Annotated in this window: 20 protein-coding genes; 6 read left to right on the top strand and 14 right to left on the bottom strand. The window is 50.6% G+C overall.

Annotated elements, in window-relative coordinates; all coding sequences use genetic code 11:
- Positions 1-4 precede the first annotated feature (4 nt).
- Complete coding sequence (locus HW447_RS10635; RefSeq protein ID WP_176255246.1) at positions 5-328, bottom strand: PTS sugar transporter subunit IIB; 324 nt, start codon at positions 326-328, stop codon at positions 5-7.
- Positions 329-398: 70 nt separating this feature from the next.
- Positions 399-2309, bottom strand: coding sequence for a BglG family transcription antiterminator (locus tag HW447_RS10630; protein WP_176255245.1), 1911 nt, complete (start codon positions 2307-2309; stop codon positions 399-401).
- A gap of 378 nt (positions 2310-2687) precedes the next feature.
- Between HW447_RS10630 and licT the strand changes: the two genes are divergently transcribed.
- From licT to HW447_RS10615, 3 genes are all read left to right on the top strand, one after another.
- Positions 2688-3533: a BglG family transcription antiterminator LicT gene (gene licT / locus HW447_RS10625; RefSeq protein WP_243176273.1), complete on the top strand. Its 846-nt coding sequence runs from the start codon at positions 2688-2690 to the stop codon at positions 3531-3533.
- Positions 3534-3718: 185 nt separating this feature from the next.
- Entirely contained in the window at positions 3719-5635 is a 1917-nt protein-coding gene (locus tag HW447_RS10620; RefSeq protein WP_176255244.1) for a beta-glucoside-specific PTS transporter subunit IIABC, read from the top strand.
- A 22-nt stretch (positions 5636-5657) separates the two neighbouring features.
- Positions 5658-7103, top strand: coding sequence for a 6-phospho-beta-glucosidase (locus tag HW447_RS10615; RefSeq protein ID WP_176255335.1), 1446 nt, complete (start codon positions 5658-5660; stop codon positions 7101-7103).
- On the opposite strand, the gene HW447_RS10610 is transcribed toward HW447_RS10615, so the two are convergent.
- The 8 genes from HW447_RS10610 to HW447_RS10575 all read right to left on the bottom strand — a co-directional run bounded on the left by HW447_RS10610 (position 7100) and on the right by HW447_RS10575 (position 16098).
- The gene (locus tag HW447_RS10610; protein WP_176255243.1) at positions 7100-8308 is read right to left on the bottom strand and encodes a carboxynorspermidine decarboxylase; all 1209 of its coding nucleotides are present in this window, start codon (positions 8306-8308) and stop codon (positions 7100-7102) included. The two genes, HW447_RS10615 and HW447_RS10610, sit on opposite strands and share 4 nt — an antisense overlap.
- Positions 8308-9567: a saccharopine dehydrogenase family protein gene (locus HW447_RS10605; protein ID WP_176255242.1), complete on the bottom strand. Its 1260-nt coding sequence runs from the start codon at positions 9565-9567 to the stop codon at positions 8308-8310. Before HW447_RS10605 ends, HW447_RS10610 begins: the two co-directional genes overlap by 1 nt.
- Before the next feature lie 38 nt (positions 9568-9605).
- The gene (gene speB / locus HW447_RS10600) at positions 9606-10487 is read right to left on the bottom strand and encodes an agmatinase (RefSeq protein WP_176255241.1); all 882 of its coding nucleotides are present in this window, start codon (positions 10485-10487) and stop codon (positions 9606-9608) included.
- Positions 10487-11344 (bottom strand): polyamine aminopropyltransferase, encoded by an 858-nt coding sequence (gene speE / locus HW447_RS10595; RefSeq protein WP_176255240.1) that lies wholly within the window; start codon positions 11342-11344, stop codon positions 10487-10489. The genes speB and speE overlap by 1 nt, the downstream gene beginning before the upstream one ends.
- A gap of 17 nt (positions 11345-11361) precedes the next feature.
- The gene (locus HW447_RS10590) at positions 11362-12822 is read right to left on the bottom strand and encodes an aminotransferase class I/II-fold pyridoxal phosphate-dependent enzyme (protein WP_176255239.1); all 1461 of its coding nucleotides are present in this window, start codon (positions 12820-12822) and stop codon (positions 11362-11364) included.
- 526 nt (positions 12823-13348) lie between these two features.
- The gene (gene spoVG, locus HW447_RS10585) at positions 13349-13630 is read right to left on the bottom strand and encodes a septation regulator SpoVG (RefSeq protein ID WP_176255238.1); all 282 of its coding nucleotides are present in this window, start codon (positions 13628-13630) and stop codon (positions 13349-13351) included.
- 75 nt (positions 13631-13705) lie between these two features.
- On the bottom strand, positions 13706-14827 hold the full coding sequence (glgD, locus tag HW447_RS10580) for a glucose-1-phosphate adenylyltransferase subunit GlgD (RefSeq protein ID WP_176255237.1): 1122 nt from the start codon (positions 14825-14827) through the stop codon (positions 13706-13708).
- Positions 14824-16098: a glucose-1-phosphate adenylyltransferase gene (locus HW447_RS10575; RefSeq protein ID WP_176255236.1), complete on the bottom strand. Its 1275-nt coding sequence runs from the start codon at positions 16096-16098 to the stop codon at positions 14824-14826. The genes glgD and HW447_RS10575 overlap by 4 nt, the downstream gene beginning before the upstream one ends.
- A gap of 333 nt (positions 16099-16431) precedes the next feature.
- Here HW447_RS10575 and asnS point away from each other — a divergent pair, with 333 nt between their 5' ends.
- The 3 genes from asnS to HW447_RS10560 all read left to right on the top strand — a co-directional run bounded on the left by asnS (position 16432) and on the right by HW447_RS10560 (position 20985).
- On the top strand, positions 16432-17823 hold the full coding sequence (gene asnS / locus HW447_RS10570) for an asparagine--tRNA ligase (protein ID WP_176255235.1): 1392 nt from the start codon (positions 16432-16434) through the stop codon (positions 17821-17823).
- Between the two features lie 196 nt (positions 17824-18019).
- Positions 18020-19090, top strand: a complete 1071-nt coding sequence (locus tag HW447_RS10565) for a metallophosphoesterase family protein (RefSeq protein ID WP_176255234.1) — start codon at positions 18020-18022, stop codon at positions 19088-19090.
- Positions 19091-19095: 5 nt separating this feature from the next.
- Positions 19096-20985 (top strand): ATP-binding protein, encoded by a 1890-nt coding sequence (locus HW447_RS10560; protein ID WP_176255233.1) that lies wholly within the window; start codon positions 19096-19098, stop codon positions 20983-20985.
- Between the two features lie 46 nt (positions 20986-21031).
- On the opposite strand, the gene HW447_RS10555 is transcribed toward HW447_RS10560, so the two are convergent.
- The 4 genes from HW447_RS10555 to HW447_RS10540 form a co-directional block, all read right to left on the bottom strand.
- Complete coding sequence (locus HW447_RS10555) at positions 21032-22762, bottom strand: ABC transporter ATP-binding protein (protein ID WP_176255232.1); 1731 nt, start codon at positions 22760-22762, stop codon at positions 21032-21034.
- Positions 22759-24534 (bottom strand): ABC transporter ATP-binding protein, encoded by a 1776-nt coding sequence (locus tag HW447_RS10550; protein ID WP_176255231.1) that lies wholly within the window; start codon positions 24532-24534, stop codon positions 22759-22761. The genes HW447_RS10555 and HW447_RS10550 overlap by 4 nt, the downstream gene beginning before the upstream one ends.
- An 82-nt stretch (positions 24535-24616) precedes the next feature.
- On the bottom strand, positions 24617-25234 hold the full coding sequence (locus tag HW447_RS10545) for a TetR/AcrR family transcriptional regulator (RefSeq protein ID WP_176255230.1): 618 nt from the start codon (positions 25232-25234) through the stop codon (positions 24617-24619).
- Positions 25235-25327: 93 nt separating this feature from the next.
- Positions 25328-26437 (bottom strand): hypothetical protein, encoded by a 1110-nt coding sequence (locus HW447_RS10540; RefSeq protein WP_176255229.1) that lies wholly within the window; start codon positions 26435-26437, stop codon positions 25328-25330.
- Positions 26438-26440 lie beyond the last annotated feature (3 nt).

The raw sequence follows: 26440 nt of genomic DNA, 5'->3' as shown, positions 1-26440 counted from the left end.
ACGCTTATCCGTCCTTTCTGGCCGCTACCTGTTCTGCCAGCTCAACCAGCGCCGCGCCATCCAGAGAAGAGTATATCTCTGCCGGGATCAGTTCTACCTGGATTCCATAAGGCTCGCACTCTGCTTTCAGTTTTGGAACCGCACTTGCGTAATGGGGACCTACCATCAGCACATCCATCTTGTCCATGTACTCGCTTACCACACTCTCGCTTCTTGCCTCAACGGTCATGTCCAGCTTTTTCTTTTTTGCGGCCTGTCTTGCCTTCTGTGCCAGAAAACCGCTTGAAAATCCGGCTCCGCAGCATAATAAAACTCTAATCGTTCCCATAATCATTACCTCCTGGTATTTAAATTATTTGTAACTATTCAGGACGGGGCGTCTGAATGCCTCTCGTCATTCAAGAAGATGCTTCATCCTGCTCCGCCCAGTCAATAATCTCCATCAGGGTATCATAGCTTTTTGTCTGGATCAGACGGTTCATACAGCGCTCATCCATCATGAAACGGGGCGCTATACTGTAAAATTCTTCCAGATTCTCCCTTTTGACGGAAACCGACAGAAGAAACACGATCTGAACCTCGTAAATATGCCAGAACACCGGCTTTTCCAGCACGGCCACACATACAAAGGTCTCCTCTGTGACCGGGCGGTAAGGATGGGGAATGGCTATCTGACGGCAGAGGTCTGTCTGCATCAGGTTCTCGCGTTTAAGCACGGATTCCTCAAAATCCTCCGGTATGCCTCTCACTTTCTTTACCCTCTGACACAGCTCATGAAGGATTTCTTCTCTTGAATTTCCCTTTATATCTGTAAAAAAAAGCTCCGGATCAAAACAGGATTTTATGCTGCTGCCGCAGTCATGCTTCAGGATGCGCTCTACCTCTCCCGCATTGTGCCGGTCAAAGAAATACTGAACCTGGCAGACGGGAACCGGTATGCGAGCCTTGATTGGCACTGTGGAAAATACATAATCGATATCCGAAAAATCTCTGGAAGCCAGGGAACCGATCTCACAGGTCTCCACCCGATCCAGATAATCTCCATACATTTCCCGGAACCTGTATTCAAACAGCTTTGCGCTTCCTGCCCCGGAGGCACATACAAGAAGGATATTTCTCTTATGCCGCTGCCTGTCCTGACGCTTTAGGGAAAGAGCAAAGCACAGAGCCAGATAGCCGATTTCCTCCTCAGGCACTATGGTGTGAAAATATTCTGACAGCACCGTAGAGGCATGGGCGGCCACGGCATAGGGAAAGCTGTAGACCTCTTTAATTTCCCTTAAGAGCGGATTGTCCATTTTCAAACGGTACTGAAGGCGGATGCGCAGGGAAACCATATGCTGCCTTAAGGATGTATTCAGATCAAAATCTGATCCAAGCTCCAGGCTGTAGGCCTGATGAACGCTTTCCAGCATACGGTTTACCAGCTGGTTGATCTCCATGTCTATAAATACATTGCTCCGGTCGCCTGCCAGAACCTTCTTCTTCCCAAGGAGCTGAATCGCCATATACTTGATCTCAGGAACTGGTATATTTACCCCCAGGGCATCTTTGAGTCCCTGTGCGCACAGGCGGGCTGCCTGTATATCGCTTTCCCTCAAAAGGTCTCCATGGGCCATATCCTCCATTTTGACAACATACCCCCGCTCCTGCCGGTACAGGGCGATCTGGATCTGGAGCACCATATTCGGTATATCCATTTCATAAATGGTAAATCCGCATTGTCTGACGCTGTTTAAGATCTCCCTGCGGATCAGGTCTGGATCTTTAAACCCGCTGTAAATCTCTTTAAACCACTGATCGCTGAATTCATGAAAAATGGCGCTCAGGCAGAGCCGTATGGAAAATTCATCTCCCCACAGCCGCAGTCCGTAGTAGGGCTTTCGCTCCAGTTCCAGATGATGGCGGTTCAGATACTGCTCTGCATTTTTCAGATCCAGTGATAAGGTTTTCCTGGATACAAACAGCCGTTCACACAACTCTTCTGCCTTTACATAAGAGGATGAGGAGAAAAACCGGGCCAGGATAAACTCGGTTCTCTGCTTTCCCGTTTCCGGGTGCAGCACGGTTGTCTTTCTTTTTACAAATTCCTGATACGGTCCCCTGTCTCTGACCATGATCCGAATGCCATGGCCTCTGCGGCGCTCGATGGCTGCGCCGTGACGCTCCAGCAGCTCGCCAAGCTGGCTCACCAGCGTTCGGGCAGTTCTCTGACTGATCTGCAGTTTCTTTGCCGCAGTGTCAAGATTCACATATTCTTCTTCTGACAGAACCGACAGCAGTGTATCCAGCCGCCCATCCATCTGCATACAGCATCCCTCCCATCCCTGTGGTATGTGTAAGTATCGCAATCCGAATATCGGGAGCACACACCTGTATGCGGATCACAACTAACAGAAAGGTTCTCTATGCACTCTAGTATATACGGAACAAAGAACTACTTCAATCCGGCTTTCTTCCGTTAATTTCCGGCAAAAAGTTCACGAAAGCAGATTGACATATCCTCTTTTATCTGGTAATATTGTAGACAGTAAATGGATTGTTACTGGTTAAGCAGGCTATACCACTTTGCTATCATTGAAAGGTTTGTTTCATTGGGTCAAAGGGGCAGTAGTCTTTTTTTGTACCATAAACCTTACTTTTGAGGGCTGCTGCACCACTCACAGGCACAGCCTGGGAGACAGCAGATGACGATAACGGTTGAAAAGGTAATCAACAATAACCTGATCCGATCTCACAATGAAAGCGGACAGGAGATCCTGATCATGGGGTGCGGTCTGGGCTTTAAAAAGAAACCGGGCGATCCCATTGATGAAGCCCTGATCGAAAAAATCTATATTGCGGAAGATCCGGCGCAGTCCAGCCATCTGGTACAGCTTTTAAGCCGCATTCCTCTGGAGCGTGTTCAGGTAACCAATGAGATCATCCGCTTTGCAAGGACTTCTCTGGGAAAAAAGCTCGGCGACCGGATCTATCTGACTCTCACCGATCATATCAGCTATGCCATTGACCGGGCCGCAGAGGGTATTGTCCTGAAAAATGCGCTCCTCTGGGAGATCAAGCGGTTCTACAACCACGAGTTTCTGGTAGGCAGGGAAGCCTTATCCATAATCCGTAAAAGGCTTGGTGTAGAACTGCCGGAAGATGAAGCCGGTTTTATTGCCCTGCATCTGGTCAACGCATCCATGGAATTAGGAACCATGAGCCAGATCACAGAGATGACCCGTATCATTCAGAACATTGTAAGCATCGTCAAATATCACTATCAGATGGAGCTGGATGAGTATTCCCTCCATTATGAACGTTTTATCACTCATCTGAAATTCTTTGTCCAGCGGGTTTTTAACGGCGAGGAGCTGGACGAGGACGATAAAAGCTTTCTGCTCATATTAAAGGAACGGTATCGGAACGAATACCAGTGCACCTTAAAGATAAGGGATTATATGAAGCGGGAGTTTGGCCAGGAATTGACCGAAGATGAGCTGATCTTCCTCACCGTGCATATCAAACGGGTGACCATGCCTGTCGCATGAGCGCCCTGCAAAACCGTATAAAACAGGGATTGTTACTTTTTCTTTACAGTAAAAAGGCTATACCCGGATCAGGAAACGGCTCTGCGCCTGCCGCACCGTTTCCCGATTCGGGTATTTTTATTTAAAAAGCAACCATTCAGGATGGGACAGTCACATTTAAAATACTAAATCAGGAGGATTACATTATGGATTACAAAAAACTTGCAGAAGATATCCTGGAAAATGTAGGCGGAAGCGCAAATATAGTCGGTCTGACCCACTGCGCTACCCGACTGCGCTTCAACCTCAGAGACGAAACCGCCGCTCAAACAGAGGCCGTCAAAAAACTGAAAGGGGTCATGGGGGCCGTGAAAAGCGGAGGCCAGTATCAGGTCATCATCGGCAGCGACGTATCTCATGTCTATAAGGAGCTGCAGGCTTTAGGAAACTTTAACGGAGACGGGGCAAAGGCCTCAAAGGATAGCCGAAGCATCGGCGCCAGGCTGATCGATACGCTCTCCGGCATATTCACTCCTATTCTCCCCGCCATTACAGGCGCGGGTATGTTAAAAGCAGTCCTGGCCCTGCTTGTAGCCTTCCACTGGGTAGACAATACTTCCACCACCTATCAGATCCTGAATTTTATGGGGGATGCGGCGTTTTATTTCCTTCCCATCCTTTTAGCCGATTCCGCAGCCAGAAAATTCGGCTGCAACACCTACCTGGCTATGATGCTGGGCGGCATCCTGCTTCATCCAAATTTTGTAAGTCTGGTCAGCGCGGCATCCGGCAGCGATATGGCTCTTACGGTTTTTGGATTGCCTGTATATAAAGCGACCTATTCTTCCTCCGTTGTGCCCATCATTCTTACCGTATGGCTGATGTCTTATGTAGAACCAGTTGCGGACAGGCTTTCTCCCAAGCCGGTCAGATTTTTTGTAAAGCCCCTCATCATCACCATTGTGACGGGCATTGCTTCTCTCTGTGTAATCGGGCCTGTGGGATATATTATCGGAAACGGCATCGCATCCGTTCTGACTGCAATCGATACCTACTGCAGCTGGCTGGTCCCGGGCATCATTGGTCTGGCATCCCCACTTCTTGTTATGACAGGAACCCATTACGGTCTGGTTCCTGTGGGCATTAACAACCGTATGACGCTGGGATATGACTCCTTTGTAAATCCCGGAATGCTGGCATCCAATGTGGCTCAGGGCGGAGCGGCTCTGGCCGTGGCTCTGCGGACTAAAAAACAGGACGTAAAGGCTATGGCTACCTCAGCCGGAATCACCGCTGTATGCGGAATTACAGAACCGGCCCTCTACGGCGTTACTTTAAAATACCGTTCCGCCCTGTATTCCACCATGGCGGCAGGCGGCATTGCCGGTGTGTTCCTTGGATTTATGAAGGTCAGAACCTATGCCGGAGGCTCTCCTGGATTTCTGGTACTGCCGGGCTATATCGGCGGAGACAGCCTGAACAACTTTTATTTTGGAGCGGCAGGCGCTGTCCTGGCCGTTATACTGGGATTTATCTTTTCCTTTATCACCTTCAGAGAAAATGGCAGCGGAGATAACACCACCAAAGAGGAAACCGCTGAGGCAAACAGGGATACACAAAACACCTCCCAAAACGGCAGCAGCCCTGCAGATTCCTCTGCGCCTGCGGCTTTATCTGCGGTACACGCTCCCGTAAACGGACGTGCCGTTGCATTAAAAGAGGTAAACGATGCCGCATTTTCCCAGGAGGTTCTTGGGCAGGGCGTTGCTGTCATTCCATCGGACGGCCATATCGTTTCTCCGGTCAATGGTACGGTGGTAACGATTTTTGATACCCTTCATGCCATCGGCCTTAAATCGGATGACGGAATAGAAGTTCTCATCCATGTGGGCCTTGACACCGTAAAGCTGGGAGGAAAGCATTTTACTCCACGGGCAGCCTCCGGCGACCGTGTAACTGTCGGCTCTCCCCTGGTGGATGTGGATATTGAAAAACTGAAGGAAGAGGGTTATGATGTGATCACACCAGTCATCATCAGCAATACCTATGAATTTGGAGATGTACTTGGACTGACCGGACAGGAGGTAAAGGCCGGCGACAGCCTGATTAAAGTGGTTAAATAGAAAGAGAGGCGGACTTTATATGATGAAAGGATTACCAGAAGGATTTTTATGGGGAGGCGCTACAGCTGCCAATCAGTGTGAAGGCGGATATATGGAAGGAGGGAAAGGGCCTGGAACGGTGGATATGATCCCATGGGGCGAAAACCGCCTGGCAGTGATGCAGGGCCATATGGATTACCGGGAGCTTCCTGAGGATTCCTATTTCCCCGCACGGGAAGCCATCGATATGTATCACCGCTGGAAAGAAGATATCGCCCTGATGGCGGAAATGGGCTTTAAATGCTGCCGCTTCTCCTTTGCCTGGTCCAGGATTTTCCCTACCGGCGAAGAGGAAGCACCCAACGAGGAAGGACTGAAATTCTACGAAAATATAATCGATGAAATGCTGCGGCTTCATATCGAGCCGGTTGTGACAATCTGCCACTTTGACGTGCCGCTGCATCTGGAGCAGAAATACGGTTCCTGGAGGAGCCGCCGCCTTATCGACGCCTATCTGCGCTACTGCCGCGCGATCTTTGAGCGGTTTAAAGGAAAGGTGCGCTACTGGATGACCTTTAATGAGATCAATATGCTGATGCATCTGCCCTTTATGGGAGCAGGCATTTCCTTCAAAAAGGGAGAAAATGAGCTTGAGGTCAAATATCAGGCAGCACACAATGAGCTGGTTGCCTCCGCCCTGGCCACCAGACTGGCCCATGAGATCGATCCCGAATCAAAGGTGGGCTGTATGCTGGCCGCCGGCCAGTTCTACCCCTACAGCTGCGATCCTGAGGACGTATGGGAGGCTATGAAAAAGGACCGGGTAAATTATTTCTTCATTGATGTGCAGTCCAAAGGCGAGTATCCGGCCTATGCAAAAAAACAGATGGAGCGGGAACAAATCACGATCCAGATGGAGCCGGAGGACGAGGCCATCCTCCGTGAAAATACCGTCGACTACATCGCATTCAGCTACTACTCCTCCCGCATGATCAGCGCCCATCCCCACCCTGAGATAGAAACCTCAGGCAATGCCTTTAAAACGCTGCGCAATCCCTGGCTGAAGGCCAGCCAGTGGGGCTGGCAGATCGACCCTCTTGGCCTGCGGATCACCATGAACAGTCTGTATGACCGCTATCAGAAGCCCCTGTTTATCGTAGAAAACGGCCTTGGAGCGGTAGATACTATCCAAAAAGACGGTACCATCAGCGATGACTACCGAATCGAGTATCTGAGCGCTCATATCAGAGAAATGATTAAAGCGGTGGAGGAGGATGGGGTCGATCTGATCGGCTATACACCCTGGGGATGGATCGACCTGGTCAGCGCCTCAACGGGTGAAATGAAAAAGCGCTATGGCTTTGTCTATGTGGATAAGGACAATGCCGGAAACGGAACCCTGGAACGAAGAAAGAAAAAATCCTTTGCCTGGTATCAGCAGGTCATCGCCACAAACGGCGAGTGTCTGCGCCAGGACGGCCGCTCCTAACGGCCCAGACGTCCCTTAAAATCTTTATAGCCAAACTCTGCCAGTTTCCTGCATTTCCCATCCTCGCTGCGGGCAAAGATCGCCGGAAGGGGCATCCCGTTAAAGGTGTTGTTCTTACAGGTGGTATAGATTGCCATATCGCCGAACACCAAAAGATCCCCTTCCTTTAAAGGCTCTAAAAAGCTGTAATCTCCGATCACATCTCCAGCCAGGCAGGTAGGCCCTGCCAGACGGCAGGAAAAAGGAAGTTTTCCCGGCTCATCACCGTACAAAAGAGGCGGACGATAGGGCATCTCGATCACATCCGGCATATGGCAGGCGGCGCTGGCATCCAGAACAGCCGTCTGCACCTCACCGTTTTTCACCACATCCAGCACTCTTGTCAAGAGAAATCCCGCATTTAAGGCGCAGGCTTCCCCAGGCTCCAGATAGACCTGTACGCCCCATTCCCTATTGGCGCGGGCAATACAGCGCTCCAGCCGCTCCATATCGTAGCCAGGACGTGTAATATGGTGTCCGCCTCCAAAATTCAGCCATTTCATATGGGAAAGAAGATCACCGTACTGCCTGGAAACTGCATCTAACGTTGTCTCCAGCGCGTCAGAGTCCTGCTCGCAAAGCGTGTGAAAATGAAGCCCGTCCAAAAGCGAGGGCAGCTGAGAGTGAGCGCTTACGGCCGCATCCCACTGGGCTCTGGTGGTTCCCAGACGGCTGCCCGGAGCGCAGGGATCATAGATGGCGTGTCCTTCCTGAGTGGAACACTCCGGGTTAATGCGAAGCCCTGTGCTTTTTCCCGCCGCTCTGGCAGACGGCCCGAATTTCAACAGCTGGGCCGGAGAGTTAAATACAATGTGATCCGCATATTGCAGCAGTTCTTCAAATTCATCCTCTCTGTAGGCCGCGCAGAAAACGTGCACTTCTCCCTCCGGCATTTCCTCTGCTCCCAGTCTGGCCTCGTACAGCCCGCTGGCCTCTGTTCCGGCCAGTTTTCCCTGAAACAGCGGATACAGATTAAAATTGCTGAACGCCTTCTGGGCCAGCAGGATCCGGCAGCCGGTGCGCGCTGCCAGACTGCCCAGGATACGGGCATTTTCCGCCAGCGCGCCTTCGTCCAGAAGATAACAGGGTGTGGGAAGTTTCTCCCACTCTGAAGGCACACACCCCCCCGCAGCCTGAAACGGAGGGCGAAGATCCTGCCCCTTCATCAGTCCACCAGCGCCGGAGCGTGGCTTTCGCTGCGCGGCAGACCGTACTGATCCAATGCATCCAAGAAGGGATCCGGATCAAACTCCTCCACCGTATATACGCCTGGTCTGCTCCATTTTCCCGTCAGCAGCATAAGAGCGCCGCACATTGCCGGAACACCAGTGGTGTAGCTGATGGCCTGGCTGCCTACCTCACGGTAACACTCCTGATGATCGCATACGTTATAGATATAATAGGTCTTTGGCTGTCCGTCCTTGGTTCCTGTAAAGATACAGCCGATGTTTGTCTTTCCCTTCGTGCGTGGGCCAAGGCTGGCAGGGTCGGGCAGAAGCGCCTTTAAAAACTGAATCGGCACGATTTCCTGTCCATTGTACTGGATCGGAGCTGTTCCCAGCATACCTACATCTTCCAGACAGCGCATATGATCCAGATAGCTCTGTCCAAACGTCATAAAGAAACGAATCCGTTTTACATCCGGGAAGTTCTTTGCCAGAGACTCAATCTCCTCATGGTGCAGAAGATACATATCCTTCTGTCCCACCTGATCAAACGTATAATCCCTCTTAATGCTCATGGCCGGAATTTCAATCCAATGGCCGTCCTCCCAGTAGCTTCCCGGAGCGGAAACCTCACGCAGGTTGATCTCAGGGTTAAAATTGGTGGCAAATGCATAGCCGTGGTCGCCCCCGTTACAGTCTAAGATATCAATGGTGTCAATGGAATCAAATTCATGCTTTGCCGCATAGGCGCAGTACGCCTGGGTCACGCCGGGATCAAAGCCGCAGCCTAACAGGGCCGTAAGTCCTGCTTCCTCGAACTTTTTCTTATAAGCCCACTGCCAGGAATAATCAAAGTATGCAGAAAATCCCTCTTCCCTGCAGCGCTTTTCGTAAATCTCCCTCCACTTGGGATCATCGATATTCTCAGGCTCATAATTAGCCGTATCCATATAGTTGACGCCGCAGGCCAGACAAGCGTCCATGATGGTCAGATCCTGATATGGAAGGGCAATATTCATCACAAGCTCCGGCTTATATTCCCGGATCAGGCGGATCAGCTGCTGCACATCATCCGCATCCACCTGGGCTGTGGTAATCTTTGTTTTTGTAACAGGCTCCAGCTTCTCTGCCAGGGCATCACACTTGGATTTGGTGCGACTGGCAATACACAGCTCTGTAAATACCTCGCTGACCTGACAGCACTTCTGGATCGCTACGCTGGCTACGCCGCCGCAGCCGATAACAAGAACTCTACTCATAAATGATCTCCTTTATATAAAAATATTAGGTTTCGGATCTACCGATAAAGTCTGCCCTCATCCCTGATATTCAGGGCAAGTATCAGCTCCCGCAGCACCTTGCAGGCCGCAGCGGTGGAAACGCCGCTGGCATCCAGCATGGGAGCCAGTTCATTTATATCCGCTCCTGCGATATTGACTTTGGTCACAGTGCGGATGGCGTTTAAAAGCTCCATAAAGCTTATGCCGCCCGCCTCCGGCGTTCCTGTTCCGGGAAAGCAGGAGGGATCCAGACAGTCCAGATCAATGGTAAGATACACAGGCGTCCCTGCCTTAGCCAGACGCTTTGTCAATTCCTCAAGACCCGAGAAATCAAACCGGTGCATATCTGTATGCTGCTTTGCAAACTCAAACTCGCTGCGGTCGCCGCTGCGGATGCAGAACTGGTGGATGCGCCCGTCTCCCATCAGGTCATGGCAGCGGCGCAGCACACAGGCGTGGCTCAGTCCGGCTCCCAGATAATCGTCCCGCAGATCTGCATGGGCGTCAAAATGTATGATATGCAGGTCAGGATGGCGCTTTAAGACAGCTCTCACAGCACCCAGGGTCACAAGATGTTCTCCGCCTAATAAAAGGGGGAATTTCCCATCTGAAAGAATCTGCTCTGCCCTGGCCTCGATATCCGCCAGAGCCGCCTCGCTGCTGCCAAAGCACAGCTCCATATCCCCGCTGTCAAAGACCCGGCAGTCGCACAGATCCGCCTCCTGATAAGGGCTGAAGGTCTCCAGCCCGTAGCTCTCGTGGCGTATGGCCGCAGGGCCGAACCTGGCTCCCGGACGGTAGCTTGTGGTGGAGTCAAAGGGCGCTCCGTACAGCACCATGTCTGCCTCCTCATAGCTGCTCTCACAGCCGATAAATGTTTCAATATTTGGGTAAAGCATCATCGTTCCTCCACTTCTCTCAGCATTTCTTCCAGGAACGCCGGCAGGTAAAAGGCGCCCACATGAAGCCGGGTGGTATAGTACCGGGTGCGCATATTCAGCCCGTTCCAGGCTGCAGCGTCCAGATCGTCGATAGGATGGTATTTCTTGCTGGCAAAGCCGAACAGCCAGTATCCTGCCGCAAAGGTAGGGATATGGGCCTGGTATACCTTACTGATAGGGAAGGTGCTGGCAATGCGCTTATGGCTGCGCTGCATGGCACTGGCATCCTCCGCATAGAAAGGGCTTCCCTGCTGGTTTACCATGATTCCGTCCGGGCGCAGGGCATTAAAGCAGTTGCCGTAAAACTCACGGGTAAAGAGTCCTTCAGAAGGCCCGAAGGGATCAGATGAGTCTACAATGATCAGATCGTAGCGCTCCTCCCTCCGTCGGATGAATTTAAGGGCATTTTCAAAGTATATGTGAACCCGGCGGTCATCCATCCGGCAGGCATTTCCCGGAAGGTAGGCGCGGCAGGCCTCTACCACCTGGGGATCCATCTCCACCAGATCAATGCGCTCCACCCGGTCATAGCGGGTCAATTCCCGCACCACGCCTCCGTCTCCTGCTCCGATCACCAGGATATCCTTGGCCTCCCGGTGAACCGACATCGGCACATGGGTGATCATTTCATCGTAGATAAATTCATCCCGCTCAGTCAGCATCACATTGCCGTCCAGGGTCAGCACCCGGCCGAACTCCGGCGTCTCAAAGATATCGATGCGCTGATAATCACTCTGTCTGGAATAAAGCTGGCGGTTGACACGGATGCTGTGCTTGACATCCGGGGTATGAAATTCAGAAAACCACATTTCCATGTTCATTTCTCCTCTTCTTATGCAAGTACGTTCAGATGCAGGATATCCGGGTCCTCAGGGCCTGTCATATTGCATCCCTTGGCTTTGGCGTATTCGATATAATCCAGGATCTCAGCGGTGATCCGCTCCCCCGGCGCCAGGATCGGGATACCAGGCGGATAACACATGACGAACTCGCTGCACACCTTCCCCTCCGTCTCCCGCAGAGGAAGACTGATCTTGTCCGCGTAAAAGGCCTCCTGGGGGCTGGCGGCCACCTGGGGATCAATATACTCCTGGCTGAGAAGTCCCGTTCCATCGGTGTGATAGCGCCGTTTGATCTCTGCCAGAGCGCTGACCAGGCGCTCTACCTCCTGAGGCCGGTCTCCGATGGAAAGGTACGCCAGAATATTTCCAATATCGCCAAACTCGATCTGTATATCGTACTCATCCCGCAGGATATCGTAGACCTCAATGCCTGCCAGACCGATATCCAGTGTGTGAACACTTAGCTTGGTGGCATCAAAATCAAAGATGGAATTTCCGTTGCACAGTTCCTTTCCAAAGGCGTAATAGCCTCCTACAGCATTGATTTCCTCCCTTGCATACTCTGCCATATCCGATACCTGATGGAAAATAGAACGTCCCCTCAGGGCAAGATTCCTTCGGGAAATGTCAAGGCTGGACATCAGAAGATAGCTGCCGGAGGTGGTCTGCGTCAGGTTGATGATCTGGCGCACATAGCCCGAATGGACATTTGGCCCGGTCAGCAGAAGGCTGGACTGGGTAAGGCTGCCTCCGCTCTTGTGCATGGAAACAGAAGCCATATCTGCTCCCGCCGCCATAGCGGACACCGGAAGGCCTCCGCCAAAATAAAAATGGGTGCCGTGAGCCTCGTCCGCCAGACAGAGCATACCTGCATCGTGAGCCATACGCACAATGGCCCTAAGATCGCTGCATATGCCGTAGTATGTGGGATTATTCACAAGAACCGCTACTGCCTTCGGATGCTCCGCAATCGCCTTTGCTACCTGCTCCCGTTTCATCCCAAGGGAGATTCCAAGGCGCTGATCCACCTCCGGATTCACATAAACAGGCACAGCACCGCAGAGAACCAGGGCATTAAGCACGCTGCGGTGTACATTTCTGGGAAGAATGATTTCGTCTCCCCGCTTACAGACCGTCAGCACCATGCTCTGTACCGAACTGGTAGTCCCTCCCACCATCAAAAAAGCATGAGCCGCCCCAAAGGCATCCGCAGCCAGTTCTTCCGCCTCACGGATCACAGAGACAGGATGGCACAGGTTATCCAGAGGTTTCATGCTGTTTACATCCACTCCCACGCACTGCTGCCCCAAAAATGCGGTCAGTTCTGGATTTCCCCTTCCTCTTTTGTGTCCCGGCACATCAAAAGGAACCACCCGCATCTGGCGGAATCGTTCCAGCGCTTCGTGGATCGGCGCACGGCGCTGATCCAGACGGCTATGTGTTCCATTCATATTTTCCTCCGTCCTTTGGTATCCTTTTCCCGGTTTTCATGGCAATATAAAAAACGCAGATCCGCACAGCATCTGTGCAAACCTGCGTTCATAAGCCCGAAAACATTCCTCCCCTGTCTTTCCTGACAGGGATATCCTTCGTGTCAGAGTCTATATAGCAATCCTACTTTTACCACTCTTATTGACCGTTTCACAAGTCTGCGCAGCCTGCGCAATTCTGGTTATCAAAAGGAACCAACTTATAAAATTTGAGCTTCTAACTCAATCAATAAGGCAACCAAAGCTGCCTGTCGGCATTGGACCCGGCTGTCCGTATGGCCTTAGCCCCTTTGGGGCGGTCCGTAATTATTGCTTTTAGCTTCTGCACGATCCGTCTGAAAATTCCCCGTCGTTTCAAAACGCCGGGATTCTCCTGCTCTGACTTTCTCGTCCAAATCGTATTCAACATAGCACAGAGGGCCGCAAATGTCAACGATTTTTCTGATCTGTCCGCAGGACGTCCTGTCTTAGGGCCTGTTGTCCCTGTTTATATTTCCTCTGCAGCGTCATTTTCCAGCAGGGTCATCTCATACTTATCCAAAATGATATTCTGTATCATCTCTCTGGTGTCGGAATTGATAGGATGGGCGATATCACGATACTCTCCGTCCACAGCGCGGCGGCTGGGCATGGCAATAAACAGCCCTTTTTCTCCCTCAATCACCTTGATATCGTGAACGACAAATTCATTATCCATGGTAATGGATACGATTGCCTTCATCTTCCCTTCTTTTTCTACCCTTCTGACTCTTACATCTGTAACCTGCATACTTATCCCCTTCCGTCTTTTCGGCAGCCCCCTTGCTGCCCCTCCCGCGCGCAGCGGGAAGCGACTGCGCGTCAATTATAATGTATATCTCTCGTTCTTCTCCACAACGATCTTGATGTTATCCGGCATACCGATATGAGTGGTATTGGCCCGGATGGTATCGCGGCTTTCTACAATACAGTTCTCGATCACTGTGTTGTCCCCGATATATACGTCATTTAAGATAATGGAGTTCTTGATCACACAGTTATTTCCAACATAGGCTTTCTTAAAAAGAATCGAGTTTTCCACTGTGCCGTTTAAGATACATCCGCTGGAAATCAGGCTGTTTCTCACCGCTGCTCCGGGGTTGTACTTGGCCGGAGGCAGATCATCAATCTTGGTGTAGACGTCCGGATACTCCCGGAAGAAATAATTTCTCACCTCAGGCTTCAGAAAATCCATATTTGTCTTATAATAAGACTCCACTGTGGCAATATTGCTCCAGTAGCTCTCCAGCTTATAGGCATAGATCCTCTTTAAATTCTTATAGCGCACGAGAATATCATTGACCAGATCGTACCGATCCTCGGCCGCACAGCGCTCCAAAAGTTCGATCAGCTGCCTTCTTCGGATCACATAAATACCGCAGGAAATGGTAGTGGCATCCGATGCCATGGGCTTTTCCTCAAAGTCCACAATCCTTCCGTCCCCCGCCAGCTTCACGCAGCCAAAACGGGTTACGTCCGTGCCTTCTTCCATGTCCTTGCACACAACGGTTATATCTGCCTTTTTCTCAATGTGATACTCCAGGACCCTGTTGTAATCCAGCTTGTACACGCCGTCGCCGGAGGCAATCACCACATAGGGTTCATGACTGTTCTTTAAAAATGTAAGATTCTGATACAGAGCGTCTGCCGTCCCCCGGTACCAGTCTCCGTTTTCCGGGGTAATAGAAGGAGTGAATAAAAACAGTCCTCCCTGCTTGCGTCCGAAATCCCACCATTTGGAGGAGCTTAAGTGGAGGTTTAAGGACCTGGAATTGTACTGTGTAAATACCGCCACATTCTGAATGTGGGAATTGCTCATATTGCTTAACGCAAAATCAATGCTGCGGTAGCTTCCTGCAACCGGCATGGCGGCTACTGCCCTCTTATTGGACAGTTCCCGCATCCTCTTGCTGTTTCCACCTGCTAAAACGATACCGATTGCTCTCATTTCACGCCACCTGCCTTTATAATGTAATGTCCCCCTGCCAGTATTCCGTCAGGATAGTCGTCTCTGTCCGTCTCCCCCGCAATGGCTGTATTCCGTCCGATCTGCACGCCGTCAGGGATCACGGAATTTTCGCCGATGGTAGCCAGTTCAAACTGATATACCTTCTGATCGTAGATGCTGGGCGCGTACTCGCCTGTGCCGATCTGGACGTTTGCGCCGACTCTCACATTTTCAGCGATAATCGCCTTGTCCACCACTGTTCCGGCTCCAATGCGGGTTCCCTGCATCACGATGGAATCGCGGATCACCGCTCCCGGCTCAACGATCACGCCGGCGCCGATCACGGAATTCGACACATTGCCGTGGATCTCTGTTCCCTCTCCGATGATGCTGCGTTCGATACTGGCGTCCTCCCCTATGTACTGCGGCGGAATCACGTCGCTCTTTGTATAGATCTTCCAGTATTCCTCATAAAGGTTAAACTCAGGGATAATGTCGATGAGTTCCATATTGGCCTCCCAATAGGAACCAAGTGTGCCTACATCCTTCCAGTAGCCGTTGTACTCGTAGGCAAAGATACGGTCTCCCTTGCCATGGCAGTATGGAATAATGTGCTTTCCGAAGTCACAGCCGGGCTCGTCCTTTAAACGGATCAAAGCATCCCTTAATACGGGCCAGCTGAAAATATAGATACCCATGGAAGCCAGATTGCTTCTGGGAACAGCAGGCTTTTCCTCAAACTCTGTAATACGGTTAGTCTCGTCTGTGATCAGGATACCGAAACGGCTGGCCTCCTCGATCGGCACAGGCATGGCAGCAATGGTGACATCCGCATTATTCGCCTTGTGATAATCCAGCATTACCTCATAATCCATCTTGTAGATGTGATCGCCGGAAAGGATCAGGACATACTCAGGATTATACGCTTCCATATACTCCAGATTCTGGTAGATCGCGTTGGCAGTGCCGGTGTACCAGTCGCTGCCCTTGCTTCTTTCGTATGGAGGTAAGATGGTCACGCCGCCTACGTTCCTGTCCAGATCCCATGGAATACCGATTCCAATATGGGCATTTAAACGCAACGGCTGGTACTGCGTCAGAACTCCTACTGTGTCGATACCGGAGTTAATGCAGTTGCTCAGCGGAAAATCAATGATACGGTACTTTCCCCCAAAAGATACCGCCGGCTTGGCTACTTTCTGTGTCAGAACGCCAAGACGGCTTCCCTGTCCGCCAGCTAAAAGCATGGCTATCATTTCTTTCTTAATCACGTTATCACCTCTTGCTGTTATTTTTTGTAAATATAATTATATCATAAAATTCATTTTTCGTACACAAATATTTAATTTTATTTTGTTATTTTTACGCAGTTTTCCGACATTTTTTGATTAAAAGCTCCATATTTCTTCTATTTTCTCCATATATTGTGTTATTACGCCCTTTCTCCCACTAGATGTTCTTTCTGATGTCGACAAAAAGCCGGTTCTTTCTATGTCCGAAAGGGCCTGGAAAGCCTTGAAACATTGAGAAAAATATCATATAATCACGATATGCGCTTTTTTATATAGAAATTTACAGAAAAAAGAAAGGGAGTTACCATTATCATGGATCTGATTACAGTAAGAGAACTCTACAAACACCCCGAACAGTATATGGATAAGGAAATAACCATCGGCGGATGGATCCGCAGCCTCCGCGATTCCAAAAGCTTCGGTTTTATCGTTATCAGCGATGGAACCTATTTTGAGCCATTGCAGGCTGTTTATCATGACACCCTGGAAAATTTTCAGCAGGTATCCAAACTGGGCGTAGGAACGGCCGTCATCATAAAGGGCGTCCTGGTGGCTACGCCTCAGGCAAAACAGCCTTTTGAGATCCAGGCCACAGAGGTTGCCGTAGAGGGTGCCTCCGCACCGGATTATCCCCTCCAGAAGAAGCGCCACTCCTTTGAGTACCTGCGCACCATTTCCCATCTGCGCCCCAGAACCAACACCTTCCAAGCCGTGTTCCGCGTGCGTTCCCTCATCGCCTACGCCATCCATCAGTATTTCCAGGAACGTGATTTCGTCTATGTGCACACTCCTCTGATTACAGGCAGCGACTGCGAGGGAGCAGGCGAGATGTTCCAGGTTACTACCATGGATCTGAACAATATTCCAAAGACCGAGGACGGCAAAGTGGATTTTAAGCAGGATTTCTTCGGTAAGCCCACCAACCTGACGGTAAGCGGCCAGTTAAACGGCGAGACCTATGCTATGGCCTTCCGCAATATCTACACCTTCGGGCCAACCTTCCGCGCTGAGAACTCCAATACCACCCGCCATGCTGCCGAGTTCTGGATGATCGAGCCTGAGATCGCTTTCGCGGATCTGGACGATAATATGAGACTGGCTGAGGGTATGTTAAAGTACATCATCCGCTTTGTACTGGAGCACGCTCCGGAGGAGATGAACTTCTTTAACCAGTTTGTGGACAAGGGATTATTAGACCGTTTGAACAACGTGCTGAACTCTGAGTTCGGCCGCATCACCTACACAGATGCCGTAAAGCTGTTAGAGGAGCACAATGACCAGTTTGACTACAAGGTATCCTGGGGCTGCGACCTTCAGACGGAGCATGAGCGTTTCCTGACCGAACAGATCTTTAAAAAGCCTGTATTCGTTACTGACTATCCGAAAGAGATCAAGGCTTTCTATATGAAGATGAACCCGGATAACCGCACGGTAGCCGCAGTAGACTGCCTGGTTCCCGGCATTGGCGAGATCATCGGCGGAAGCCAGAGAGAGGACGACTATGATAAACTGGTTGCCAGAATGGAGGAGCTTGGCCTTAAGAAGGAGGACTACGGCTTTTATCTGGATCTGCGCAAATACGGCTCTGCCCGCCATGCAGGCTTTGGCCTGGGCTTTGAGCGCTGCGTGATGTACTTAACCGGTATGTCCAACATCCGCGACGTGATTCCATTCCCAAGAACTGTAAACAACTGCGAGCTGTAATTTACAGCAGCTGCTCACAACGGCGGGAAAACAGGAACAAAAACAGGTGTTGCGCTCGCTTATAAGCTTGATTTTGCTCCTGAAAGGCATTCAAAAAGATGCCCCATCCTGAATCATTTGATTTTATACACATTTAAACACATTTTTAGGGCCTGTTACATCTATAACAGGCCCTGATGTTTATAGGGGAGGCTCTATGAAATTCATACACACCGGCGACGTACACTGGGGCATGACCCCAGACGCGGATAAACCCTGGGGAAAGGAACGGGCCCAGGCCATCCGCGATACCTTTAAGGCGATCATAGACCGCGCGGGGAAGCTCCAGGCAAACTGCCTGTTTATCAGCGGCGATCTCTTCCACCGCCAGCCTTTGATGCGGGATCTGAAGGAGGTAAACTATCTCTTTTCTACCATCCCGGACGTAAAGGTCATACTCATTGCGGGCAATCATGACCGGATCCGGGATAATTCCACAGTTTTAAGTTTCAAATGGAGTCCCAATGTCACCTTTCTCATGAACTCTGACGTAAGCTCTGTGTATTTTGAAGATATCAACACAGAGGTCTACGGCTTCAGCTATCACACCACGGAAATCCGCGCGCCCCTTTTAGAAGATATCCAGGTTCCCTTAAACAACCGGATCCAGATCCTTTTAGCTCACGGAGGCGATATTTCCCATGTTCCTATGAATTTCAATACCCTGGGGTTATCCCCATTTTCCTATATTGCCCTGGGACATATCCACAAACCCCAGGTGATCGCTGAGGATAAAATCGCCTACTGCGGCTCCCCGGAGCCTCTTGACCTGACAGAAACGGGGCCTCACGGGTATTTTGAAGGGGAGATCCATCCTGTGACACGGCGTCTGACCCGTCTGGAGTTTATCCCTGCCTCTGCCCTCCGCTATATCCCTCTTGCTGTAACAGTTACGCCGGAGACTACCAACGGCGGTCTTACGGACCGCATTGTAAATGAGATTGAAAAACGGGGCAGGGAGCATATCTACCGCTTTCGTCTGAAAGGTATGAGAGATCCGGACATTGAGTTTGACCTATCCTCCCTTTCGGCCCGTTTTCGGATCGGTGAGATCATCGACGAATCCGAGCCCCAGTACGACTTTCCCGCCCTGTTTGCGGAGCATTCCAGCGATATGATCGGTTTTTACATCCAGGCCCTTCAGAAGGATGATATGTCTGCAATAGAAAAAAAGGCCCTGTACTATGGAGTCAATGCGCTGCTCCACACCACTGACGAAAGGAGTTAGACCCAATGAAAATACTCAGTCTGCATATCGACGGCTTTGGAAAATTAAATGACCGTGATCTCTCCTTTAAAGACGGCTTAAACGTGGTATACGGGAGAAATGAGGCCGGCAAATCCACGCTCCACACCTTTATCCGCGGGATGCTCTTTGGCATCGAACGCCAACGGGGACGGGCCTCAAAAAATGACATCTACTCCCGTTTCGAGCCCTGGTCCAAAAGCAGCGTATACGAAGGCTGGCTTCGCCTGGAAAGCCAGGGAGAAATCTTTCGGATCCAGAGACGGTTTCACAGGGGAAATAAAAGCCTTACAATTGTAAATGAGACAAAGGGCTGCGAAGAAACGCCCGATGCGGCCCTGTGGGAACGGCTGCGGTGCGGCCTTACGGAGACAGCCTATAACAACACCATCAGCATCGGACAGCTGAAAAGCGCCACCGACAGCGGCATGGTGGCTGAGCTTCGCAACTACATAGCCAACTTAAACACCTCCGGCAGCATTGCCTTAAATATTACCAGGGCAAGCGCTCTGCTGAAAGCCCAGAGGCGGGAAATGGCGGCGAAAATCGTTCCTGAGGCGGCCAGACGGTATACTGCACTTCTGGGAGAGATGAGGGCCATAGAGCACGAGATTTCCGATCCCCGCTACGCCAACGAACTGACAGCCAGACAAACAGAACGGGCAGCCGTAAAGGAGGAGCTGGACAGCCGGCAGAAAGAGAAGGAAACCCTTTTGGAAAAAGCGGCCAGAGGACAGCAGATCCTGCAGAACAGCCATTTCACAGATGAGACTTCTGTAGAAGAATACCAGGAGCAGGCCTCCCGGACTTATGAAGCGTACCGGCGCGCAGAGGCCGACTGCAGGGGGATGCTTTTGGGGCCTGGAAACATCCTATGCATTGTTCTTTCGTGCCTTTTTATGACCTCCATGGGGCTGTGTATCGGAGCTCCTGATACCATGCGTGAGCTGCTCATCCGGTTCGGCCCCAGAAACGCCGGATCATCTCCTGCATTTTTCACCTTTCTGACCGCGGTCTCCGGGCTGGGAGCCATTCTTTTCCTGACAGCGGTCCTGATGCAGATATATGGCGCACGGAGGCGCAGACGAACGCTTGCCATTACCTCAAAACGACTCTCCGGGCTGTTAAAGGAGCAGCTGGGGGAAACTTCTGTTTCTGAAGAATCTATGGCGCAGTTTGAACGGCGTATGGCAGAATACCTTCGTCTGGGAAAAGCTGTCCGTCAGTCAGAGGAGGCCCTGAAACGTCTTACGGCTGAGATTGCACAGCTGCAGTCCAGAGAATCCACCCTTACAAATGAAATCGAGGTACAGCAGCGCCTTCAGTGGGAACTGGAGCAGAAGCTGGAACGCCTCAGCATCTGCCGCAGTGAAGCCGAGGGGCTAAAACACGTTCTGGCGGAAAATGAGCGGGTTCAGGAGGAGCTTGACGCCCTGGATCTGGCCCAGGATACCTTAACGAATCTGTCCGCTACCATACGAGATTCCTTTGGGCTGTATCTGAACAAAACCGCCTCTGAGCTCATTGCAGGCATCACCGGAGGCATCTATACCAGTATGAGCATCAACCAGGATTTAAACATCTTTATGAATACTCCCGACCATCTGGTGCCCATCGAACAGGTCAGCAGCGGCACCATGGATCAGATTTATCTGGCAGTGCGTCTGGCAGCAGCAAAGCTGGTGCAGGCAGACAAAGATCAGATGCCCTTAATCTTTGACGACAGCTTTGCCCTGTACGATGACGACCGGTTAAAAACTGCTTTAAAATGGCTTTCCAGGGCATTTCAGGGCCAGATCATTCTATTTACCTGCCATCAGAGAGAAGCGCAGCTTCTGACCGCAAATCAGGTGGACTTCCACTATCTGACCCTTTAAGAAACAACGGGCGGAAAACATGGTTTCCTGCCCGTTGTCAAACCTTTTAAATTCCCCATCTCTGACTCATCGCCTGCAGCCTGACCATATGGGGATAAATACGGCCGGTATTCATCAGCTCTTTTGGCGTTCCCTGTTCTGCGGCTATACCGTCCGAAAGTACGACCACCTTATCTGCACGGCTGACGGTACGCATACGGTGTGCGATCACAAGTACAGTTTTATCTTTTATGAGCCTTGACAGCGCCGTCTGTATCTGACTCTCATTTTCCACATCAAGACTTGCTGTCGCTTCATCCAGCAGTATAATGGGCGCATTTTTAAGGAACGCGCGCGCAATGGACACTCTCTGTCTCTCTCCGCCGGACAGTTCACAGCCGTTTTCACCGATCATGCTGTGATAACCCCTGGGGAGCTTCTTGGTAAATTCATCGCAGTTTGCCAGCCTGGCCGCCTCCATCACCTCTTCATCCGCTGCGTCTTTTCTGCCGATCCTGATGTTTTCCATGATAGTATTGTTAAACAAAGTCACATCCTGAAATACGATTGAGTATAATGAAAGCAGTGTTTCCGGCTCTATTTTTGATATATCCATCCCTCCAACGGTTATTTTCCCCCTGTCTATGTCCCAGAATCTCGCCGCCAGACGCGATACCGTTGTTTTCCCGCCGCCGGACGGCCCCACTAAGGCAGTCACCTCCCCCTGCTTTGCAGTAAAAGAAACGTCCTTTAAAACCGTTCTTCCTGTATTGTAGGCGAAGCCCACATGGTCAAACACAATATCGCAGCCCTGGTTCGTTACCCTGTTTTCTCCTGTCTGAACGGGGTACTCCAAAATTTCATTCATGCGCTTTATATTCGTTCTGGTAGAAATCACCGCAGCAAGATTCTGCAGTGCACCTTCCAGAGGGGAGTACAGCCTTGAGGCGGCCAGCAAAAACATAAAGAAAAGCGGAATGTCAATTTCCCCGCGGATCAGCAGAGCAGAGCCGGTAAGGGCAACCGTAGCTATCCCAAGCTTTAAGATCAGAGTAGAAGAAACAACAAACAGCGCCGTTCCAAATTCTGTGACGATCTGGCCGCTTTCTGCCCGGTCAATTCTTTCATTAAGCCCCTTCAGATAATCTCCTTCCGCATTATTTGCCTTTAAATCCTGCAGGCACTCGATGCACTCCTGCACACCGCTCTCCAGTGCCACATTGGCTGTGACAGATCTGCTTTTAAAATACTCCTGTATACGCGCTGAAAAAAGTGTCACTGCAAATGCAATCGGCAGCACCCACACTGCCGCCAGAGCCATCCGCCAATCATAGGCAAACAGGCAGCTCCCAATAAGCACAGTTGAAATAATGGACCCCGTCAGGGATGGTACAAAATGGGAGAATGCCGTTTCAAGGGCGGCGCAGTCCCCCATAATGGAATTTGTCAGATCCGCAATGTCCTTTTTCCCGAAAAAGGACAGGGGTATTTTTCGGAGCTGTTCCGCCAGAGCGATCCGTCTCACTCCGCTTTCCACATAGGTTGCCAGATAGGTTGCATTATATTGAAACCGCGCTGCGGTCCATATCAGGCAAAGACAGATAAAAACACCTGCCGCATAGAAAGCAGTCCGGCTCCCGTTCACAGCCCCATTCATGGTATCGATAACAAAATAATACATAAGTCCTACCGGACACATAAGGGATATATCCTGGACCACGCAGGCAGCACACCCTTTGATTAGATCTACAGCCCCCTGTCTTGACAGCGCAAAGCGCCTTTGCAGTATCTCAATCATGCTCTTACCTCCTTTGCAATCTTCCATTCCGCCGCCTGAGAATAATCTCTCCACATACGGCTGAATATCCCCTTTTGCTTTATCAGGTCACTGTGTCCGCCGCTTTCAGCTATCTCGCCGTCCCGCAGTACATAGATGCAGTCCGCGTCCGTAATGGATGAGAGCCTGTGAGCAATCATGATCACCGTTTTTCCATTTGAAAGTGCTGAGATGGCCTGTCCCACACGAACCTCATTGTCAGGATCGGCAAACGCGGTCGCTTCATCAAGAATCAGGATAGGCGCATTTTTCAGAACTGCGCGGGCAATGGCGATCCGCTGCTGTTCACCGCCGGAGAGATATACGCCGTTTGCGCCCACAACGGTATCGATCCCCTCCGGCAGTTTTTTGATTATGTCCAGGCACTGCGCCGTCTCTAATGCCTTAAGAACCTCTTCCCGCGATGCGTCCGGCTTTGCAATGCGTACATTTTCCAGCAGGGACGCTTTCATAAGACGGCTGTTCTGGAATACAAAAGACACAGCATTCATCAGCGTTTCCTTTGGAATATCCCGTATGTCCACCTTTCCAATCAGCACGCGCCCCTTTTGAGGGTCAAAAAAACGCGCCGCAAGATTTGCCAGCGTGGTCTTGCCGCTTCCAGATGCGCCTGCCAGGGCTATTTTCTGCCCTGGTCGGATGGACAGCGACACATCGCTTACGGCATTTTTTACTCCGTCATAGCTGTAGCTGACGTGTTCCAGCACAACCGAAGCGTCCGCCGGCACATGGTCTTCCCTTCCCCGGGAAAGCGGTTTTTCTCTCAAAACCTCATCGATCCGGTTTATTGCGTCATTTACGATCATGGAATCCTCGCTCATAAACATGATCTTTGTCAATGTCGTTCCGATAACCGGTGTGACCACAATATAAAAAATGAGATTCAGCAGCACTTCCTTTGACGCGCCGTTTCCTGTTAATATTATTCCGCCGGCAATCAGAAACGCGAATACAGAGTTGACTGCGGTGGTATAAAAAAGCATCGGCCCCCTCATCTCCTTTGTATACTCGATGACCCATTTTTCATAATTATCAATGGATGCCTTAAAGCGCTTAAACGAAAAGATGGTCTGTCCAAAGGTTTTTACCACTGGTATGCCCCTTATATATTCCACTGCCTCATTGGACATATCCGCAAGAGCGTTCTGGTATTCCTTCATTTTCAGCTCCATGTTTTTTCCGGTCATTCTCATCATAATAAGAAAACCAAGCGCCACCGGGATTAGGCTCAGGAGTCCCAGCCTCCAGTCAAACGCCAGAAGCATAAAAAGCAGCCCTATGGGAGCAGCGACCGCTCCGGCCTTATCGGGCAGCCGATGGGCAAGATAGGTTTCCGTCGCACTGCTGGATGTATTTACGATCCTGCGCAGCTTTCCGCTTCCGTATTTTTCCGTTACCCCAAGAGGCAGAGAAACAATATGGCGCATAAGGGCCTTTCGTATATTAGACGCTACCCGAAATGCGCTTATATGCGAACACATCAGTGCAGCTATATAAACAATAACCGAGATAACCGCAAATCCTACAGCAGACCAGCCGCAGCCGGTGATGTTTCCTGCCTGGGAAATATCCGGGAAAGCCTCCAGTATATCGTGAATAATGCGCCATATATACCAGAAAGGCACAAGAGCCAGCAGCGCACTCATTGCGGACAGGGTCCAGGAAAGATATGCCAGGATCCTGTATTTTCCCGCATACTCCATTAGTCTTGACAGATCCGACTGTTTTTTCATCCAAAAACCTCCTTGCTTAAACCTGTTTTATAATCCCCTTTTTTTGTTAGTTTAAACTAACTTATATGTAAAAATTATAGGGCTACTGCCCCATAATCTTCATCCACCCAGCGGTATAAAAGGCCCGCATTTCTTTCAGGTATCCCTTTGCCTCCTCTAACGGCATCTCATGTATGATCAGCTCGAAAAATGTATTAAACATTCCCGTAATCAAAATATGCTCCAGTCTCTGGTCAATGGGGGGCGATGGCCTTCCCAGTTGTTTAAGAACCTCTAAATAATCATGCGTTCCCTTTGTCTCAATCTCTGCCATCTCATCGATAAGCCCTGCAAAGCGCGTTCCCTCCGAGCGGCAGAGTATCAGCTTAAACTCATTCAGATGCGCATATGCATATAAAAGCATATCATACATACATTCGCCGGAAACGGCGCTAAGATTGTTCGGCTGCTCTTCCTTAGGCAGATCGGCAAACTCCTGCTGCGCCCTGGAAAAGCAGTTTAAAAAATGGTCATACTGTTCGCCCACCAGCGCCTCGAATAAATCTTCCTTGCTCTTAAAATACCCGTAAAACGCCCCTGTCGTAACACCGGCCGTCTTTACGATATTTCGCAGAGACGCAGACTTAAAGCCCTTCTCCAGAAACTCCTGCATGGCGGCTGAACGAATTAAATCCAACGTTGTCTGCTCTGTTACACTCATATATGCCTTCCTCGAATATAACAGCGATATATAACACCGTTATATTCTATATCGCTTTTAAACATTTGTCAATGGGATTTTTCAGCTTCCCTCCTACTGGCCGTCCGCTTTCTTCTGCCCGTTTGCCTTATACAGGGCGATAGCCTCTGTTATATTAGAAGCGGCGCCGGCCTGGATCAGCCGCGACAGCTCGCTTAAACGGTCGGGGTCTAAAAATTCCTTTCCCAGGTAGGGGCCGTAGGTATCCGTAATATAGATGTTCTGATCGCGGATGCTGTCCTCTAAGCTGCGCAGCTGGGCGATGGTGTCGTTTAACTCAGCCTCCATCTCCAGAATCTGAGCTTTCCGGCTTCCCTCGATCTCGTCAGAAATAATGTTGCGGGTCACATTTTCAAAGCTGCTGATGGCCTCCTTTTTCCGCTCTGCGATCTCAGACAGTTCCTGCTGGGCGCAGGCAATCTCATCATCATATTTTTCCAGATCGTACAGAGCTTCATTGCCGTCCTTTTGAATGGTACGGGTAATAACCCGGATCTTTTTGTTGTTGGAGCGCAGCAGGTTGCGGATCTCCCTGCCCTTCTTTAACGCCTCCTGATACCGTATTCTGGTGCGGTTTCCCACCATCAGATAAAGGCCTCCCAGAAGAAATACGTCCGCCACATAGACCGCGATCAGATGCCACCATTTCCGCTCCGGGATAAGAAAATAGATCCCGCAAGGCAGCGCCAGGAAACAGATCAGGAAGGTCACAAGCCCGATTCCCAGCTCCTTAAGCCCTCTGGGATAATAAAGAGCATAATAAAAGGTAGAATTTACAAAGGCCGGAACCCTGTCTTTCTTAAAGGTGGTCTTTAGCTGCACCTTCAGGTCACGATTATGATCCTTCAGCTGGCTGGTCTCCTCTGCGATCCGCTCCTTTACACCTTTGTCTTTGGCCTTCTCCCGTCTGGTTCTGGCTTTCTTAAGTTTCTCCTGCCCCCTGGCGATTTCTCTGTCATAGCTGGTATCGATCTCATCCCTCCGTGACCGGATCGTCCGGGAAATGGTATCCGCCACCTCCTTTTTCACAGAAGCCAGCTCTTTCTCCCTTCTGCTCTCCTCTGCCGACAGCTGCTGGGCTGTACGGCTGTCGCAGTTTACACGGTATACCGCGTCTCTGGCCTCTGCCAGAAATTTTCCATAGTCTGTAATGGCCTGTGCCACCTG

It is taken from the genome of Enterocloster alcoholdehydrogenati (genome assembly GCF_013282095.1).
GTDB lineage: Bacteria > Bacillota > Clostridia > Lachnospirales > Lachnospiraceae > Enterocloster > Enterocloster alcoholdehydrogenati.
Note: the sequence above shows the minus strand (reverse complement) of the source record. Positions and strands in the feature narration are given on the sequence as shown.